18 protein-coding genes and 1 riboswitch are annotated in these 17,742 nt (G+C 38.3%); of the genes, 14 read left to right on the top strand and 4 right to left on the bottom strand.

Annotated elements, in window-relative coordinates; translation table 11 throughout:
* The first annotated feature begins 245 nt into the window (after nucleotides 1-245).
* The 3 genes from ACN6MT_RS25950 to ACN6MT_RS25940 all read left to right on the top strand — a co-directional run bounded on the left by ACN6MT_RS25950 (nucleotide 246) and on the right by ACN6MT_RS25940 (nucleotide 4,780).
* Nucleotides 246-1,259: a 2-oxoacid:acceptor oxidoreductase family protein gene (locus ACN6MT_RS25950; RefSeq protein WP_419888633.1), complete on the top strand. Its 1,014-nt coding sequence runs from the start codon at nucleotides 246-248 to the stop codon at nucleotides 1,257-1,259.
* A complete protein-coding gene (locus tag ACN6MT_RS25945) occupies nucleotides 1,259-3,553 on the top strand; it encodes a thiamine pyrophosphate-dependent enzyme (protein WP_419888632.1) in 2,295 nt (764 codons plus the stop codon). The genes ACN6MT_RS25950 and ACN6MT_RS25945 overlap by 1 nt, the downstream gene beginning before the upstream one ends.
* A gap of 174 nt (nucleotides 3,554-3,727) precedes the next feature.
* Nucleotides 3,728-4,780, top strand: a complete 1,053-nt coding sequence (locus tag ACN6MT_RS25940) for an ATP-binding protein (protein WP_419888631.1) — start codon at nucleotides 3,728-3,730, stop codon at nucleotides 4,778-4,780.
* Nucleotides 4,781-4,814: 34 nt separating this feature from the next.
* Here ACN6MT_RS25940 and ACN6MT_RS25935 read toward each other — a convergent pair whose 3' ends face one another.
* On the bottom strand, nucleotides 4,815-5,597 hold the full coding sequence (locus tag ACN6MT_RS25935) for a carbon-nitrogen family hydrolase (protein ID WP_419888630.1): 783 nt from the start codon (nucleotides 5,595-5,597) through the stop codon (nucleotides 4,815-4,817).
* A 115-nt stretch (nucleotides 5,598-5,712) separates the two neighbouring features.
* Here ACN6MT_RS25935 and ACN6MT_RS25930 point away from each other — a divergent pair, with 115 nt between their 5' ends.
* The 6 genes from ACN6MT_RS25930 (at nucleotide 5,713) to ACN6MT_RS25905 (ending at nucleotide 10,713) form a co-directional block, all read left to right on the top strand.
* Complete coding sequence (locus tag ACN6MT_RS25930) at nucleotides 5,713-6,891, top strand: pyridoxal phosphate-dependent aminotransferase (RefSeq protein WP_419956534.1); 1,179 nt, start codon at nucleotides 5,713-5,715, stop codon at nucleotides 6,889-6,891.
* Between the two features lie 77 nt (nucleotides 6,892-6,968).
* A riboswitch (SAM riboswitch) is annotated at nucleotides 6,969-7,077 on the top strand.
* A 76-nt stretch (nucleotides 7,078-7,153) separates the two neighbouring features.
* Nucleotides 7,154-8,356, top strand: coding sequence for a 2,3-diketo-5-methylthiopentyl-1-phosphate enolase (gene mtnW, locus ACN6MT_RS25925; protein WP_419888629.1), 1,203 nt, complete (start codon nucleotides 7,154-7,156; stop codon nucleotides 8,354-8,356).
* Entirely contained in the window at nucleotides 8,357-9,028 is a 672-nt protein-coding gene (locus ACN6MT_RS25920; protein ID WP_419888628.1) for a 2-hydroxy-3-keto-5-methylthiopentenyl-1-phosphate phosphatase, read from the top strand.
* Nucleotides 9,022-9,651, top strand: coding sequence for a methylthioribulose 1-phosphate dehydratase (locus ACN6MT_RS25915; protein ID WP_063251513.1), 630 nt, complete (start codon nucleotides 9,022-9,024; stop codon nucleotides 9,649-9,651). The genes ACN6MT_RS25920 and ACN6MT_RS25915 overlap by 7 nt, the downstream gene beginning before the upstream one ends.
* A 26-nt stretch (nucleotides 9,652-9,677) precedes the next feature.
* On the top strand, nucleotides 9,678-10,211 hold the full coding sequence (locus ACN6MT_RS25910; RefSeq protein ID WP_419888627.1) for a 1,2-dihydroxy-3-keto-5-methylthiopentene dioxygenase: 534 nt from the start codon (nucleotides 9,678-9,680) through the stop codon (nucleotides 10,209-10,211).
* Between the two features lie 265 nt (nucleotides 10,212-10,476).
* Nucleotides 10,477-10,713 (top strand): aspartyl-phosphate phosphatase Spo0E family protein, encoded by a 237-nt coding sequence (locus tag ACN6MT_RS25905; protein ID WP_235847044.1) that lies wholly within the window; start codon nucleotides 10,477-10,479, stop codon nucleotides 10,711-10,713.
* A 9-nt stretch (nucleotides 10,714-10,722) separates the two neighbouring features.
* Here the strand turns inward: ACN6MT_RS25905 and ACN6MT_RS25900 are convergent, their stop codons facing one another.
* Nucleotides 10,723-11,454, bottom strand: a complete 732-nt coding sequence (locus ACN6MT_RS25900; protein ID WP_063251516.1) for a ZIP family metal transporter — start codon at nucleotides 11,452-11,454, stop codon at nucleotides 10,723-10,725.
* A 340-nt stretch (nucleotides 11,455-11,794) separates the two neighbouring features.
* Between ACN6MT_RS25900 and ACN6MT_RS25895 the strand changes: the two genes are divergently transcribed.
* Genes ACN6MT_RS25895 through ACN6MT_RS25880 form a run of 4 tightly spaced genes read left to right on the top strand, consistent with a single transcriptional unit; the run spans nucleotide 11,795 to nucleotide 15,254 of the window.
* Nucleotides 11,795-12,622: an electron transfer flavoprotein subunit beta/FixA family protein gene (locus ACN6MT_RS25895; protein ID WP_419888626.1), complete on the top strand. Its 828-nt coding sequence runs from the start codon at nucleotides 11,795-11,797 to the stop codon at nucleotides 12,620-12,622.
* A gap of 28 nt (nucleotides 12,623-12,650) precedes the next feature.
* A complete protein-coding gene (locus ACN6MT_RS25890; protein ID WP_419888625.1) occupies nucleotides 12,651-13,691 on the top strand; it encodes an electron transfer flavoprotein subunit alpha/FixB family protein in 1,041 nt (346 codons plus the stop codon).
* Nucleotides 13,675-14,970 (top strand): FAD-dependent oxidoreductase, encoded by a 1,296-nt coding sequence (locus tag ACN6MT_RS25885; protein WP_419888624.1) that lies wholly within the window; start codon nucleotides 13,675-13,677, stop codon nucleotides 14,968-14,970. The genes ACN6MT_RS25890 and ACN6MT_RS25885 overlap by 17 nt, the downstream gene beginning before the upstream one ends.
* The gene (locus tag ACN6MT_RS25880) at nucleotides 14,970-15,254 is read left to right on the top strand and encodes a ferredoxin family protein (RefSeq protein WP_063251520.1); all 285 of its coding nucleotides are present in this window, start codon (nucleotides 14,970-14,972) and stop codon (nucleotides 15,252-15,254) included. Before ACN6MT_RS25885 ends, ACN6MT_RS25880 begins: the two co-directional genes overlap by 1 nt.
* 126 nt (nucleotides 15,255-15,380) lie before the next feature.
* Here the strand turns inward: ACN6MT_RS25880 and ACN6MT_RS25875 are convergent, their stop codons facing one another.
* Complete coding sequence (locus ACN6MT_RS25875; protein WP_063251521.1) at nucleotides 15,381-15,728, bottom strand: hypothetical protein; 348 nt, start codon at nucleotides 15,726-15,728, stop codon at nucleotides 15,381-15,383.
* 206 nt (nucleotides 15,729-15,934) lie between these two features.
* Here ACN6MT_RS25875 and ACN6MT_RS25870 point away from each other — a divergent pair, with 206 nt between their 5' ends.
* The gene (locus ACN6MT_RS25870; RefSeq protein WP_326160998.1) at nucleotides 15,935-16,456 is read left to right on the top strand and encodes a hemerythrin domain-containing protein; all 522 of its coding nucleotides are present in this window, start codon (nucleotides 15,935-15,937) and stop codon (nucleotides 16,454-16,456) included.
* Nucleotides 16,457-16,482: 26 nt separating this feature from the next.
* On the opposite strand, the gene ACN6MT_RS25865 is transcribed toward ACN6MT_RS25870, so the two are convergent.
* A complete protein-coding gene (locus ACN6MT_RS25865) occupies nucleotides 16,483-17,721 on the bottom strand; it encodes an MFS transporter (RefSeq protein WP_419888623.1) in 1,239 nt (412 codons plus the stop codon).
* Nucleotides 17,722-17,742 lie beyond the last annotated feature (21 nt).

The raw sequence follows: 17,742 nt of genomic DNA, 5'->3' as shown, positions 1-17,742 counted from the left end.
AAGGATAACTCAAGAAGTATGATATTACTGTTATACTACAGTATAACTTCTGTTATAGAGTTATTTTTCCACCAAAATCCATATAAATTAACGTTTTTTTAAAGTTGTTGAAAAGTGTTATAGAATTTTTTTGAAGATGTTTGATTTTTGTCACAGCGTGAAAAAAATAAATGTCCTACAATGAATGAGGGGAATTTATATTATATGTATTTTCAGTCTTTTTGAACAAGAAGGGGAGGGACACTATGTCTATATTACCGAAGAAAAATAATCTTGGTTTCTTTGAAATCCGCCTTGAATCTATTGGTGGTCTTGGAGCAAACTTGGCCGGAAAAATGCTGGCAGAAGCAGGAGTGCTAGGACTTGGTCTGAATGGATCTAATTTTTCATCCTATGGCTCTGAAAAGAAAGGATCACCGGTTAAAAGTTTTATCCGTTATTGTGACCCAGGAGTTGAAATAAGAGATCACAGCCCCATTGAGCAGCCGCATATTGTGGCAGTTTTTCATGAAGCACTTTATAAAACGGTGGATGTAGTCAGCGGTTTGAATGCTGATGGCATCGCCCTTGTAAATACCTCAAGAGAGTTCGATGAAGTGAGAAGGGATTTAAAATTAGAATATGGAACACTTGCGATAGTGGACGCATTAACCATTGCTGTTGAGGAAAAAACGAAAGTTAACACCGCAATGCTCGGTGCGTTGTATCGTATTTGTGATTTCCTAGACCCAGAATCAATGCGGAATGTCATCCGAAAAACATTTGAAAAGAAGTACCCTCATCTCGTTGAACCTAATATACGTACGTTCGATCGTGGTTATCATGAAGTACAATTTAAAACGTATGAAGTCCCTGTGGGTGCAGAAGGAAAAAGTTTTACACGACCACTTCCGCAACTGGGATATTTGACACAGGAAATTGGCGGAGTTATGACAGCACAAGCAAATAGTATTTTAAAAGATTTAAGCGGGTCACGGCAAGGATTCCTTCCAGAATTTAAAAAGGATAAATGCATCTATTGTGCTGCTTGTGATAATGTCTGTCCAGACTATTGCTTCGTTTGGGAAGCCGGTGAAGATAAAAAGGGCAGAAAGCAAATGTTCCTTAAAGGGATTGATTATCAATATTGTAAGGGCTGTCTAAAATGCGTAGAAGCTTGTCCAACTGATGCACTTGGAGATCTTCGTGAAATGATTGGATATGCAGAAGCTAACCGCGTGAAACAGAACTTTCCTTATCTAGCAGGGGGGATTTCATAATGGCAATGGTAGAAGAACAACTAACGAAACCAGCAGTTGCTGAACAGCTTTCAACTTTTGAATCAGGAAATGAAATGGCTGCAATGGCTGCAGCACAAATCAATTATCATATTATGGGGTATTTCCCAATTACACCATCAACGGAAGTAGCTCAATTTTTAGACCAAATGAAAGCCCGCGGCGAACATGATATTAAGTTAATCCCTGCGGATGGTGAGCATGGTTCAGCAGGTATCTGCTATGGTGCTGCAGCTACAGGTGCCAGGGTCTTTAATGCTACTAGTGCAAATGGGCTTCTTTATATGATCGAACAGCTTCCTGTACAGGCCGGGACCCGTTTTCCAATGGTAATGAATCTTGTAACGCGTGCAGTCAGTGGACCACTAGATATAAGAGGCGATCATTCTGACCTCTACTTTGCTTTAAATACTGGCTGGGTCATCTTAACCGCCAGAACACCACAGGCCGTTTATGATATGAATATTATGGCACTTAAAATTGCAGAACACTCAAAGGTGCGTCTGCCAGTAATCGTAGCCTATGATGGATTTTTTACATCACATCAAAAACGCCGGGTAGAATACTTTAAAGATAGAAAAGTGGTCCAACAATTTGTGGGTGAGTGTCCAACAGATTATCATTTTGCTAGAGATCCAAAAAAACCTGTCACGATTGGTGCACATATGAATGGTGATGATCTAATCAATAACCATTTCCAACAATCTGAAGCTATATATGCGGCTGGTGAGGTTTTTAGAGAGGTCGCGGCTGAATATGCCCGTATTTCCGGCCGTGAATATCCGGTATTAGATTTATATAAAATGGAAGATGCAGAAGTTGCATTATTCTTATTAAACTCTGCTGCTGAATCAGCAAAAGATGTTGTGGACCAATTACGTGCAAAAGGTATTAAAGCTGGTGTAATCAGCCCAAATATCATTCGTCCATTTCCGGCTAAAGAAATCCGTCAAGCGCTTAAAAATGTAAAAGCATTATTAGTAGGTGAGCGAGCAGATTCATATGGTGCTAATGGTCCTAACTTAACTCATGAAGTAAAATCAGCACTCCAAGAAGACAGAAATAATCAAACGATTGTTCTTAGCCGTGTTTTTGGTCTAGGAGGTAAAGATTTCTACGCAAGTGATGCTGAAAATTTCTTCGATATGACCATTGAAGCGATGGAAAAAGGATTCGCTGAAAAGCCATTTGATTATTACGGTCATGTACCGGGCAATCCGGAGAAAATCCTTAAGCCTGTAATCACACCGCAGCACGGTGATGTGTATAATTCTGGTTTAATAGAAGTAAAAATGGATGAAGAAACCAATAAACTTAAAGTGAAAATACCTCCGCTTCGTGCACTGACAACTAAACCGAAGCGAATTGCCTCAGGGCACGGAGCATGTCCAGGCTGTGGTATTTTTGCTGGGCTGGAACTATTCTTTAAAGGAATAGAAGGGGATATCGTTACATTATTCCAAACAGGCTGTGCATATGTAACGACGACCTCTTATCCGCACAGTTCCCATAAACAAACGATGATTCATAATCTATTCCAAAATGGTGCTGCTACGTTATCGGGAACATTAGAAGCATTCCTTGAATTAAAACGCCGCGGTGAAATTGAGGTTTCTGATGATGCGACGTTTGTTATGATTACCGGTGATGGCGGTATGGACATCGGTATGGGTTCTGCTATAGGTACAGCACTACGTGGGCATAAGCTAATTATGCTTGAATATGATAATGAGGGTTATATGAATACAGGCTCTCAAATGTCTTATTCTACACCAATTGGTCATATGACAAGTACGTCTGGTGTTGGTAAGGCACAAAAGGGAAAAGGATTCCATCATAAAGATACCGCGCAAATTATGGCGGCAACCAATATTCCTTACGTATTTACAGGCGCTGAAGCGTTCCCGCAAGACTTAATAAAAAAGGGTGCGAAAGCACAATGGTATGCACAGAATGTAGGAACAGTTTATGGGAAAATTCTTATTACCTGTCCGCTTAATTGGAAATCGGAAGACCGCTATGGGGCAACGATATTAGAACAGGCCGTAAATTCTTGCTTCTTCCCGCTGTATGAGGTCGAACAGGGGGTTACAAGCATTACTTACAACCCGGAAGATAAAAATAAACGAGTAGCTATTTCTGAATGGCTAAAATATATGGGTAAAACAAAACATCTGCTAAAAGAAGAAAACAACTCTATCTTAGAAGAATTTGAGGCAGAAGTAGATAAAAGATGGCAGCGTCTAAAAGCAAAGCACGAAAATCCATTCCTTTAATTGATAAAAAGGTAAAGCGGATCATTATTTCGCTTTACCTTTTTTGGATTTTCCCAATCAGAATACCTAACAATGTCATTATTTTTCTGTCAAGTAAAAAGGATTTTCTATTATAATGTAGAATATAGGATAAATATAATTACCTTATTTTGGTTTCATGAGGCTGGTGTTTTAATGGAAAAGGAATTGCTTAAAAGCGAACAAAAATTCCGAAGGATCTTTGAAGATTCCATGGACGGACTTATTTTATGGGATGACATGTATAAAATTGTCGATACCAATTGTTCTGCCATGAGGATATTTGGACTTTCAAAAGATAAAATGGCAGGACGCTCTGTACTAGATTTATTTTGTCACTTAAGTGAGGAAATAATTAATCATTTTAAGCAGGTAACAAATAATGGTAAACAATGTTCATCCATGGTGATTGAAGGGACTGACGGGGTAGTAAGACATTTTGATTACTCTACAAAGCGCGGAATTATCGATGGATTGAATCTCACTGTTATTACAGATGTAACTGAAAAGGCCCAAATGCAAGAGCAGTTGAGGAAATCTGACCGACTAAACCTTATTGGTGAGCTTGCTGCGGGAATTGCCCATGAAATTAGAAATCCAATGACTGCTTTGAAAGGGTTTATTCAATTACTAGAGCCTAGTATTAAAGCCGAGCACTCTATGTATTATGATGTCATTACCTCAGAGTTAGCGAGAATTGACTCTATTATTAATGAATTCCTAATTTTGGCAAAGCCTCAAGAAACCAAGTATGAAGAGAAGGATATTTGTCAAATAATGAGGGAAACAGTGGATTTATTAAGTGCACAAGCGGTACTATATAATGTTCAATTTCATACTCATTATGAAGATAAATTAGAGTACGTTAATTGTGAACCAAACCAATTAAAAAAGGTTTTTATAAATCTTATTAAAAATGCAATTGAGGTCATGCCAAACGGCGGAGTAATTAAGATTTCGATAAGTACCATCAATGACCAATTTATACAGATATCGATTTGTGACCAAGGAAAGGGAATACCCTCTGATAAAATAAAAAAGCTTGGGGAGCCGTTTTACACGACCAAAGAAAAAGGTACGGGGCTTGGATTGATGGTAAGTTATCGAATTATCGAAGAACATAATGGAAGTATTGAAGTAGAGAGTAAAGAAGGGATAGGAACCTTATTTAAGATTAGGATACCATTGAATCATTTAGCTAAAGTATAGGAAACCACTACCAATAAAGGAAGTGGTTTTTTTGTTAGTATAGATCTGGCCTTCTATCTTCAAAAATAGGGATTTGCCTTCGAATATCTTTTACGAGGTCTAACTCAATTACTGCAGACAATATCTCCTCACTTGCTCCTGCTTCAGCAATAACATCTCCCCAAGGATCAATAATTATCGAGTGTCCGGCAAATTCATTATTTGGATCGGAACCGGATCGGTTGCAAGCAATGACAAAACACTGATTTTCAATTGCTCTTGCTATAAGCAGTGATCTCCAGTGCGATAAACGTGGAGCAGGCCATTCTGCAACAACGAATAAAGCTTCCGCTCCGTTTGCGGTATGTGCACGTATCCATTCAGGAAAACGAATATCATAGCAAATTACTCCGCCAAAAGTACGGCTATCCAATTCAAATAACCCTTTCTCCTTACCTGATTCTAGATAAAGATGTTCATTCATCAATTTAAAAAGATGTAATTTACTATATGAATGTACAAGCCTACCTTCATTATCAATAATAAGGAGGGTATTTTGAACTCCTAGATCACTTCGATTTGCCACTGAACCTCCAACAAAGTGAACTTGATATTTCCTCGCTGCTTTCTGTAAAAAATCAATGGTTTCTTCACCATTTCTGTCTGCAATTGTATCAAGTCGTGTCAAATCATACCCTGTTGTCCATAACTCCGGTAAAACAATAATATCTGGATTTTCCTTCATTGCTGTTTCGATAAGTTTTTCTGCGTGTTGGTAGTTTTTATTTGGGTCTCCAAAGGCAATGTCCATTTGCAAACATGTTATTTTAAATTTCACTTAACTTCACCTCATTTGAAATTTCGGAATTTTTTCTTTACAAGCTGTCTTAAAAGTTATATCATTTGTGACTAGAATTCAACAATAAAATGTACTAATTAAAGCAGGTGATATGATGAAACAATTTCCAACATCTCAAATTTTAAACAATCTTCCGAAACAGTTTTTTGCTTCTTTAGTTAAAAAGGTAGGAAAATACATTGAAGCAGGCTATGATGTAATCAATTTAGGACAAGGTAATCCCGATCAGGCTACCCCAAATCATATCGTGAAAAAAATGCAGGAAGCGTCTGCTAATCCTGCAAATCACAGGTATTCCCCTTTTCAGGGACACCGTTATTTAAAGCAGGCAGCCGCCGATTTTTACAAAAGAGAATATGACGTTACGATTGATGCTGACAAGGAAGTAGCCATTTTGTTTGGAGGTAAAGCTGGTTTAGTAGAAATTCCGCAATGCTTATTAGATCCAGGTGACACAATGCTTGTTCCTGATCCTGGTTATCCAGATTACTTATCTGGGGTAGCTTTAGCAAAAGCAGAAATGGTAATGATGCCGTTACGGGAAGCTAATAATTTCCTGCCTGACTATAATGATTTATCTTCAGAGGCGATTGAAAGAGCTAAATTAATGTTCCTTAATTACCCGAACAATCCAACAGGAGCTGCAGCCACGAAGGAATTTTTTGAGGAAACGGTCAAACTTGCAAGCCTTAATGATATTTGTGTGGTACACGATTTTGCATATGGGGCAATAGGGTTTGATGGAGTAAAGCCATTGAGCTTTTTACAAATTGATGGAGCAAAAGAAGTTGGGATTGAAATATATACTCTTTCGAAAACCTACAATATGGCGGGGTGGCGTGTCGGATTCGCTGTAGGCAATAGCAGTGTTATTTCAGCCATTGAGCTTTTACAAGACCACCTATATTGCAGCATATTTGGCGGCATTCAGGAAGCTGCAAGAGAAGCGTTAACCGGTTCGCAGGAGTGTGTTCGAGAACTGAATCATCTCTATGAGCGCAGAAGAAATGTCTTAATAGACGGACTTCGTTCTCTCGGCTGGAATGTGACAGCGCCGAAGGGGTCATTTTTTGCTTGGTTAAAGGTTCCTGACGGACTTACATCAACTGAATTTGCCGATCTCTTACTGGAACAAGCACATATTGCTGTGGCACCTGGGATTGCATTTGGTGAATTAGGCGAAGGTTATGTCCGGGTTGGTTTGCTCACAAGTGAGGAGCGTTTAGGTGAAGCGGTTAGAAGAATTAGTGAGTTAGAAATATTCAAAAAATAGATTGACAAAAAATGTGATTCTTGGGATAATGCAAAATATAGTTTATCAACGTGATAACAATAAATAATACGATCGTTTTCTTATCGAGAGCAGGCGGAGGGAAAAGCCCTATGAAGCCCGGCAACCGACTTAACATTTATGTTAGGCACGGTGCTAAATCTTGCAGCACAAGCTGAAAGATGAGAAGATGTTAGTTTGCGATGCTAACCTCTTCTTTTTTGGAAGAGGTTTTTTATGTTTTTTTGAGAAAGGAAGAGTAAAATTGACTGAATTAATAGCTACCTACCTAGTTCATGGTGAAAAAAATCTAGAAAAAAAAGCTGAGGAAATTGCTTTAGGTTTGACTGTCGGTTCATGGACGAACTTACCTGAACTAGAACAGAGTCAATTACGCAAGCACAAGGGCAAAGTAGTATCGACTGAGGGAATAAATGAGGAACAGTCGATAATCCGTATAGCATATCCAACGATTAATTTCTCTAATGATATTCCTGCTATTCTGACTACCGTTTTTGGAAAACTTTCATTAGACGGAAAAATAAAATTAATAGATTTACAGTTTGACAATGAATTAAAAAGTAAATTTCCTGGACCCAGATTTGGGATTGAAGGGTTACGAGAAAAACTTGGGGTTTTTAACCGCCCCCTATTAATGAGCATCTTTAAAGGAGTTCTTGGGAAGGATATTCGTTTCCTAACAGAGCAATTAAGGCAGCAGGCTCTTGGTGGTGTTGATTTCGTAAAGGATGACGAAATTCTTTTTGAAAATGAGCTGACTCCGTTTGAAAAAAGAATTTCAGAAGGCAAAAAAGTGTTACAGGAAGTATTTGAACAAACCGGACATCGCACTTTGTATGCGGTAAATCTAACAGGAAGAACATCACAATTGAAGGACAAAGCACGGAAAGCAAAAGAGCTTGGTGCAGACTTGTTACTTTTTAATGTTTTTGCCTATGGATTGGACGTTCTGCAGGAGTTACGCGAGGATGATCAAATTGCATTGCCATTAATGGCTCATCCTGCTGTAAGCGGGGCGTTAACATCATCTTCCCAGTATGGCCTCTCTCATTCTTTATTACTAGGTAAGCTGCTTAGACTTGCTGGTGCTGATTTGTCGCTATTTCCATCACCATATGGAACAGTGGCATTAGAGAAATCCTCTGCTATTTCTATTGCAGAAGAATTAATCAAAGCGGACACTATAAAGCGGTCGTTTCCTGTCCCTTCAGCAGGCATACATCCAGGTTTAGTGCCACTCTTGATTCGGGACTTTGGGATTGAATCTGTTATTAACGCTGGAGGCGGCGTTCATGGTCATCCAAATGGTGCCCGCGGCGGCGGACTTGCATTCCGCCAAGCAATTGAAGTAAATCTTCAGGGGAAAACACTAGCCGAAGGTGCCCATCTTTACCCAGAGCTTAAGAGTGCATTGCAGTTATGGGGAAATCAAGAGGTGTCAGTATAGATGAAGCCTGTTATCTACTGTGATTTTGATGGGACAATTACCGAGAGTGATAACATCATAGCAATCATGAAAAAATTTGCACCACCTAATTGGGAGCAAATTAAAGACCAAATTTTATCACAAGAGATTTCCATTAGTGAAGGTGTAGGTAAATTATTTGCAGAATTACCAAGCAGCAAAAAAGAAGAAATTACAAAGTTTGCCATCGAAAACGCCAGGATACGAGAAGGGTTTTCTGAATTTGTGGAGTTTGCAAGAAAAGAGAATATCCCTTTGTATATTGTCAGCGGTGGAATTGATTTCTTTGTTTATCCAATTCTTGAAAAATACGGTCCGTTTGAAGGGATTTATTGTAACCACAGCGATTTTTCAGGGGAAAATATAAAAATCCTATGGCCGTATACCTGTGATTCTTTATGTGAAAATGAATGCGGGTGCTGCAAGCCTAGTATTATCCGTAAGCTAAATAAAGATGGAGATATCTATAAGATTGTAATCGGTGATTCCGTAACCGATCTTGAAGCGGCTAAACAAGCAAATTTCGTGCTGGCAAGAGATCTACTGGAGAAAAAATGTTCTGAATGGGGTTTAAATTATAAAGGGTTTACTACCTTTTATGATTGTATAGAAGAAATTAAAGATCAGATTGAGGTGAAGAGGACATCATGTTAAAAGAAAAATGGCTGGAATTAGCAGATATAAAGGATGAACTAGCTGAGCGCGATTGGTTTATGGGAACAAGCGGCAACCTTGCTATTAAGGTAAGTGATAATCCTCTGCAATTTCTGGTTACCGCGAGTGGTAAGGATAAACGCAAACGTACAGAAGAGGACTTTTTGTTAGTAGATGAATTTGGGTATGCAGTTGAAGAAACTCACTTAAAGCCTTCTGCAGAAACGCTGCTTCACGTCGAAATTTATCGTAAAACCAAAGCAGGCTGTAGTCTCCATGTTCACACCATAGATAATAATGTAATATCAGAGGTTTATGGTAATCAGGGTGAGGTGACGTTTAAGGGGCAGGAGCTGATTAAGGCTTTCAACAAATGGGAAGAGGACGCAGTGCTGACGATTCCAATTATTAAAAACTATGCTCATATCCCAACGCTTGCACATGCATTTTCTGAGCATATTAAAGAAGATTCGGGTGCTGTATTAATCCGTAATCATGGTATCACTGTATGGGGAAGAGATGCATTTGAGGCAAAAAAAATTCTTGAGGCTTCTGAGTTTTTATTTAAATACCAATTACGCTTACTAGAACATAAGCCATACCAGTTATTTAAAGTTGTATAAATTAATAGGGGAGAGTTGATCAGATAATGGCATATATTACATTTCAAAATAGAGAAGACAAAATTCAAAATCAAGAAGAGGTAGCAAGTTTCCTAGCAACACAAGATGTAATTTATGAAAATTGGGATATTACAAAACTTCCAGCTACGCTTGTTGAAAAGTATCTTTTAAGTGATGAAGAAAAAAATGAAATCCTAAATGTTTTTTCAACTGAAATCTCAGATATTTCTGCTAGAAGAGGATATAAAGCGCAGGATATCATTTCATTGTCTGATAATACTCCAAATTTAGATACCTTGCTAACAAACTTCAAAAATGAGCACCACCATACGGATGATGAAGTTCGTTTTATCGTAAGTGGTCATGGAGTGTTTGTAATCCAAGGAAAAGACGGTGAGTTTTTCGAAGTTCATCTTAATCCAGGAGATTTAATTTCAGTTCCAGAAAACACAAGACATTATTTTACACTAGAAGAAGATCGAAAAGTAGTCGCTATTCGTATTTTTGTTACTACAGAGGGCTGGGTGCCAATATACGAAAATGAAGAAATTCATCAATAATTTATGTTAACTGGCTGCTAAAAAGCCAGTTTTTTTTTGTGTTTTAGTAAATGTATTTACTAAAAAATTACCGAAATCAGATGGAAAATTGTCGTAAAAACAAAGAACAGCATGTGAAATTTGTCGAATAATGCAATAAAATGCTTGTTTTGTCTACTTTTGCGAAAGTATTTACTTTTTACTAAAATCTTGTCATAATTCATCAAGTAATCAATTTTTTAACAGTTTAGTGTAAAAGAGTAAGGAGTAGGTGGAGAGATTGTACATGGATAGTTATAACCCTTCTGAGATGCTTAACGCAATAAAAGTCAAACGAGCAATGATGATAAATTGTGCAAATAAAAAAGGATTCACAAGTGAAGAAACAATAAAATACAGCCAAGAATTAGATGTATTAATAAATGAATATCAGAGAGCAGCCCAGCAATTTCCGCGGCCAAATGAAGAAGTGAAATTCGCATTTAATCAAATGGTAATGATATGGCCGAAAGTATTTGTATAGGATTAGCACTTAAAAAATATCTATTAAAAAAACCATAACTAAAAGACCAGTAATAAATGCATAAGTAGAAACTCGTTCATTACCATCTCCGTGGCTTTCTGGAATTAACTCTTTATAAATAATAAACAGCATCGCTCCTGCCGCAAAAGAAAGACCATAGGGGACAAGCCCTTGGACAAACGAGGTTAAATAAAATCCTATAAAAGATGTGACAATTTCAATTGCCCCCGTTAGAGTAGCCAGTAAAAAGGCCTTGAGTTTGCTTATTTTTTGATTAATTAAAAACAGTGCAACAAGAAGGCCTTCTGGTGCATTCTGAAACCCAATTGCCAAAGCGATTAAATTCCCCGTATCTTCTGTTTGCGAAGCATAGCTGACACCGACCGACAAACCTTCTGGAATATTATGCAGTGTAATCGCTGCAATAATTAACAAAGCCTTTTCATCAAATTGGATTCCATACCGATTATGTTCAAGATCAATATGCGGAATTTTTTTTTCGAGAGTTGTTAATGATAATACCCCAAAGAATACACCGAGAGATAGTGAAATAAAACCCCCAAGCTTCAAGGCTTCAGGAATAAGCCCAATTGTTGAGGCAGCCATCATAATCCCTGCGCTAAAAGCCAAGAGCATATCCATCCAGCGGTGTGTAAGAGATTGATTTATAAACAGAATAAAAAGGGCACCCGCTCCAGTTGATAAAGCAGAAAGAACGCTTCCTACAAACACTTCCATCATGCAAGCCTCAAACCTTTCATTCATTAAAAATTTTGCAATATGAATTAAACTACATATTTAGACAGAAACTGTGATTTTTATCATTGTCTATATCTGAATATTTCTTATAGTTAAATTAGTACTATTCTTATTACTATTTCCACACCATGAGGTTCTGCTAATCTTATACTCCTAGATTTTACTTCAATCCCTAAATTTATCAATTTAGAAAAAAGAATCTATCATTGTTTGGTACTATGCTTGTGTTGCGATACATATATCGTAATATGGCATTTTTTATAACCAAGGAAGGCAAACGCTTTCAAACAAACATAGCAATTATGGGGAGGGAAAGTACTACATGCACATTGTCGTATGTGTAAAACAAGTACCAGATACTAAAATCATTAAAATCAATCCCAAAACAAACACACTCGACCGGAGAAGCGCACCAGCCATTTTGAATCCTTATGATGCTCATGCTGTGCAAGAAGCTGTAAGCATTCGTGAAAAGACCGGCGGTACGATTTCAGTTTTGTCCATGGGACCGCCGCAAGCGACAGCAATAATTAAAAAGAGTGTTGAGATAGGTGCTGACCGGGGGTATTTAATTACGGACCGTGCCTTTGCCGGGGCAGATACACTTGCAACCAGCTATGCCTTATTTAAAGCATTAGAAAAAATAAACAAGGAAATTCCTATTGATATGATTATTTGTGGAAAGCATGCTATTGATGGGGACACGGGTCAGGTTGGACCTGGAATTGCTAGGAGGTTAGATATACCACCTGTAACAAATGTAATTGAAGTTACTGAAGTCAACCAAGAAGAAAAAACCGTCTTAATCAAAAGAAAATTATCTAGCGGCTATGAGCTAATTCAGTCAGAAATGCCATGTCTTCTTACCGTTGAAAAAGAAATAAACCAGATTGAATACTCTCCAATGCCAAATATGATTAAGGCTGCAAGATATGAACCTATCATTTGGGCAGTTAGTGATCTTGAAAATGTTGACCGTGTACAGCTTGGGCTAAAAGGTTCACCAACAATTGTTGGAAAAATGTTTACACCTCCACGTCCTGAAGGCGGAAAGAGAATTGAAGGTTCCCCGGATGAGCAAGTTAAACAACTTATGGATATCTTGCTGGAGCAAAAAGACGTATTAACATTACAGTCATCTAAACAATAATAATCTTTTGGTGCAGGGAGGGGTTTACATGAATTTTGATGATTACCGTGGTGTTTGGATATTTATTGAACAAAATGGCGGTAAAATTGAAGGAGTTTCACTAGAGCTGCTGGGTGCAGGTCGAAAGCTTGCCGACAAGTTACAAGTTCCGTTAGCCGGTTTTTTACTTGGGAGCGGAATTAAATCATTGGCTAACCAAGTAATTGCCTATGGTGCAGATGAAGTATACCTGGTTGATCATCCGGTCTTGAAAGATTATCGGACTGAATCCTATATGAAGGGTGTTATGCAGCTTGTTCCGAAATACAAACCAGAAATTATTCTTTACGGTGCCACACCAAACGGAAAAGATTTAGCGAGTGCAGTGGCAACTGATTTGGTAACTGGTTTAACTGCAGATACCACCATGCTTGATGTTGATGTGGATAACCGTTTGCTGGAAGCTAGCCGTCCTGCATTTGGCGGTAATATTATGGCTACAATTCTCTGTAAAAAGCATCGACCGCAAATGGCGACTGTAAGACCTAAAGTAATGAAGGCCCTTGAGCCAGATACAGGAAGAACAGGTAAAATTATTGAGGAAAGTATTACCCTGAGAGAAGAAGAAATGCGCACAAAAGTCCTGCAAATTGTGAATGATGTAACAAAAAAGGCAAATTTAGCTGACGCACATGTTATTGTCTGTGGGGGAAAAGGAATGGGGGATGTCCAAAACTTCCAAATTCTTTATGAACTAGCTGATACGATTGGAGCAACGGTCGGCGGTACAAGGGATGTTGTTGAAGCAGGATGGTTACCGCATGAACTGCAAATTGGTCAAACTGGTGAAACCGTAACCCCAAAAATATACTTTGCGATTGCTTTATCCGGAGCAATCCAGCATGTAGTAGGCATGAAAAATTCAGACCTCATCATCGCTATTAATAAGGATCCAAATGCACCGATATTTGATGTTGCCACATACGGAATTGTAGGCGACGCATTGGAAATTGTCCCTAAATTAATACAGCAATTTAAACAGCTGAGAAATGAAAAAGGCGGTGAAATGAGCTATGCCAGAAAAATTTGATGTCATTGTTGTTGGGGCAGGACCTGCTGGTACTTCTTGTGCTCTAGTCTGTGCACAAAATGGCTTAAACGTGTTGCTTATTGAAAGGGGAGAATATCCAGGAAGCAAAAACGTAATGGGCGGTGTGTTGTATCGAAAGCAAATGGAAGAGTTAATTCCAGAGTTTTGGAAAGAGGCGCCCCTAGAAAGGCCTGTTATCGAGCAGCGTTTTTGGATGATGGATAAGGAGTCTGTGGTTCAATTTGGTTATAAAGGACTTGAATGGGGAGTAGAGCCATATAATAACTTTACGGTATTACGCGCACAATTTGATCAGTGGTTTGCAAAAAAAGCAGTGGAAGCAGGGGCACTGTTAATCAATGAAACAGTTGTAACTGAATGTATTGTTGAAAACGGTAAGGTTATTGGTATCCGTACGGACCGTCCAAATGGAGAGGTCTATGCTGATGTTGTTGTACTGGCAGATGGGGTAAATTCCCTTCTCTCAAAGCAGTTAGGGTTCCATAAAGAATTCCGTCCTGATGAAGTTGCATTAACTGTAATGGAAGTTATTAACTTACCAAAGGAAAAAATTAATGATCGTTTTAATCTAGAGGATAATCAAGGGTGTACCATTGAAATATTCGGTGATTCAACAAAAGGAAATCTAGGAACGGCCTTTTTATATACGAATAAGGATAGTTTGAACATTGGAGTAGGTACCACTCTTTCAAGTATGATCAAATCAAAGATGAAGCCATATGACCTTCTAGACTATTTAAAAACACATCCAATGGTTAAACCAATGCTAGCTGGTGGAGAATCAGCAGAGTACCTTGCTCACCTCATTCCAGAGGGAGGCTACCGTTCGGTGCCCAAAGTAGCTGGAAACGGTGTAGTGGTGGTTGGAGACGCTGCACAGCTTGTTAACGCAATCCATCGTGAAGGTTCGAACATGGCAATGCATTCTGGTTTATTGGCTGCTGAATCTGTTATTGAGGCGCATCACCGTGGGGACTTTTCTGAGTCCACTTTAAATATCTATCGTCAGAAGCTTTATGATAGTTTCATAATCAAAGATTTAGAGAAATATAAGGATGCCACACATACCTTTGAGAATAATCCACAATACTTTAAAGAATATGTACCGATGATGAACAAAGCAATGAGTAAATTCTTTACGGTGGATGGAACTCCAAAACGTGATAAACAAAAAGAAATCATGAAGAGTGTAACAGCGGAAAGAGGAACGATTAAAGTAATACAAGATATCTATCGTGCTTGGAAGGCGGTGAAATAATGTCAACTAAGAATATCGAAGAAAAACAGTACCTTCTTCGTTTTAAAGCTGATACGAAATCCCATCTTACTGTTATGGACAATGATATTTGTATGACAAAATGCCCTGATAAAATTTGCACCATCTTCTGCCCGGCTGAGGTATATAAATGGGAAGGATTACGGATGCAGGTTGGATATGAAGGGTGCCACGAATGCGGCAGCTGCCGGATCGGCTGCCCGTACCAAAATATTAAATGGGAATATCCAAAAGGCGGACATGGAATCGTATTTAGATTAGCATAATAAAGTTGAAGTGTTGCTTGCGAAAGCCGGCAGCACTTTTTTAATTATTTATTAACACTATATGTGGTTTTTTTCACAAGTGAGGTTAAAAAGAAGGTGAAGCAGAAGGGGGATATTTTTTGTGGTCTAACTGATTTTCTCTTGTAGGTTTAAAATGGAAAGTTGATCTTGTTTACTCGCAGAAACTAGAGAACAGGCAAGCTCGTGAGCACTGTCCATCGATATCATAGTTCGAGAACAATAGAATGGTTTTTTCCAATTCAAATCACCGTCACAATTTGAAGGATAGATACATACTTTCCAATGATAGAAAATCCTTGGCTGCGAGAGCTGTTCTCCTTCAACTGCAATGAGCCAGTGGGTGAAAGGTGAATCATTTTCATAAGAACTCAATTCTTTAAGTGCCAGCAGGTCGTTAAAACCAATTGGAATTAATGCCTTTTGATAAAAGTCATGATAATTAGGGGTTTTCAAGATTTTAGCCCTCCCTTTTAGGTTCTAACTATATTATATGATAGTTTTTAAGATTTTTTGATCAAAAATGTTAAAATTTTTCGAAAACTTTAGTGATTGCCATTATTAGTACTTTAATTCTTTGTCATCATGTGATGGGTGTCACAACAATTATTGAAACCAACTCTTATACTAAAGATAAGATTTTTAAAAAGAGGTGTTTGTAGATGAGCGGCTGTATGAGTAGTTTTGGAGGAACTTCCCCGGTAGAACTTAGTAAAGGGCTTCGTCAATTGAAGTCAGAGCATCCTCCGTTATTAGCACAATTAGAGGGATTATTTAATTTAACTAAGCAAATCCAAGAAGATTCTGGTATTGAAAATATATTTGAAGAATTGATTATCAAGGTTCATGAATTTAAGGCAGCGCTTGATCCGCATTCAGAACGAGAAGAAGGGGTTCTATTTCCAATGATGGGTGTATATATAGGCACAACATCTGGACCTATTGCAGTTATGGAATATGAACATGATCAGGCTAAGGCAAAAATTCACGAATTCCTGGAGAAAGCCGGCAGCAGTAAAACAGACCTAGAAAAGAAAAACTTAAGTGACTTAGTAAAGAATGCGTACTTTATCTTAACCGAGCATTTTGCAAAAGAAGAAAATGTCCTTTTCCCTATGGCAGAACGGATGCTTTCAGAAGATGAAAAAGAAGAGTTAAGCTGCAGAATACAGGAGATAAATTAAGGATGGGTACTAGAGCCCATCCTTTTCTATTCCTCTTGATTCCATTCTCGGACCATTTGATCACTTGGAAGGAGGAAAGCCAATAATCCCAGCAATGGCAGAAATCCAATCGAAGAAACCATGACTGACATACTAAATAAATCTGCTATATATCCCAGTCCTACTGAACCGATAGCCCCCATACCAAAGGCGAGTCCCACTGTTAACCCAGACATTGTTCCGATTTTCCCTGGTACTAGCTCTTGTGCAAAAACGACAGTAACTGAAAAATTGGTCATTAAAATAAATCCGGTGAGAGTTAGAAAGATAAATGCAATAAAAGATGGTACAAAAGGAATAAGTATGGAAAATGGTATAGTCAGTAACAACGAAACAGATATTAATTTTTTCTTCCCGAACCGGTCAGCCAGCGGACCGCCAAAAAACGTACCAAATGCTCCGGCAATTAAAAAGGCAAAGAGGAAAAGCTGTGATTCCTTAATTGTGAGGGAGTATTTTTCAATGGCAAAGAAAGCGTAAAAATTAGTCATCCCTGATATATACCATGATCTTGCAAATATAAGTAAAAGAATTAAAAATAAAGACTGTTTAACTTTTTTTGTTAGACCAATATTTTTACCTGCGGTTGGATTTTCCTTCTTTATGAAAGAAAGATTTTCAACTAATCTCTGTCTATACCAATTAGCAATATAGAGTAGTAACAATACTGCCAATGCTGCCACTAGCGAAAACCATGAAGCTCCTTTCTGTCCTAGTGGTACAAGGATTAGCGCGGTAATAAGCGGAGCTAATGCCTGCCCCGTATTTCCGCCAACTTGATATATCGATTGTGCAAGCCCTCTTCTACTGCCTGCAGCCATATAAGCTACCCTAGAGCCTTCCGGATGAAATACGGCAGACCCAAAGCCAATGAAAATGACTGACAAAACGATTAAACCAAATGAAGGTGCAAATGCTAATCCAAGAACTCCGCAAAGAGTTAAGGAAAGTCCTATTGGTAAAGCAAAGGGCATTGGTTTTTTATCCGTAACTGCTCCAATAACGGGCTGGAGGATTGACGAAACCATATTTAAGGAAAAGGCAATAATACCAAGCTGTGTGAAGGATAACCCCATTGATTTTTCAAGAATTGGAAACATCGCAGGAACAACAGCTTGTATGGCATCATTTAGTAAATGGCATATCCCAATAATAAATAGAATATTAAACATAGTCGTGTCTGAGGATTTTGCTGTATTTGCAGACACTGTAGCTGGTTGACTCATTATCTACACCCCTGTTAAGAA

The sequence above is a fragment of the Neobacillus niacini genome (assembly GCF_048572935.1).
Taxonomy (GTDB): Bacteria; Bacillota; Bacilli; order Bacillales; family Cytobacillaceae; genus Neobacillus; species Neobacillus niacini.
This window is presented reverse-complemented; position numbering and strand designations above follow the sequence as displayed.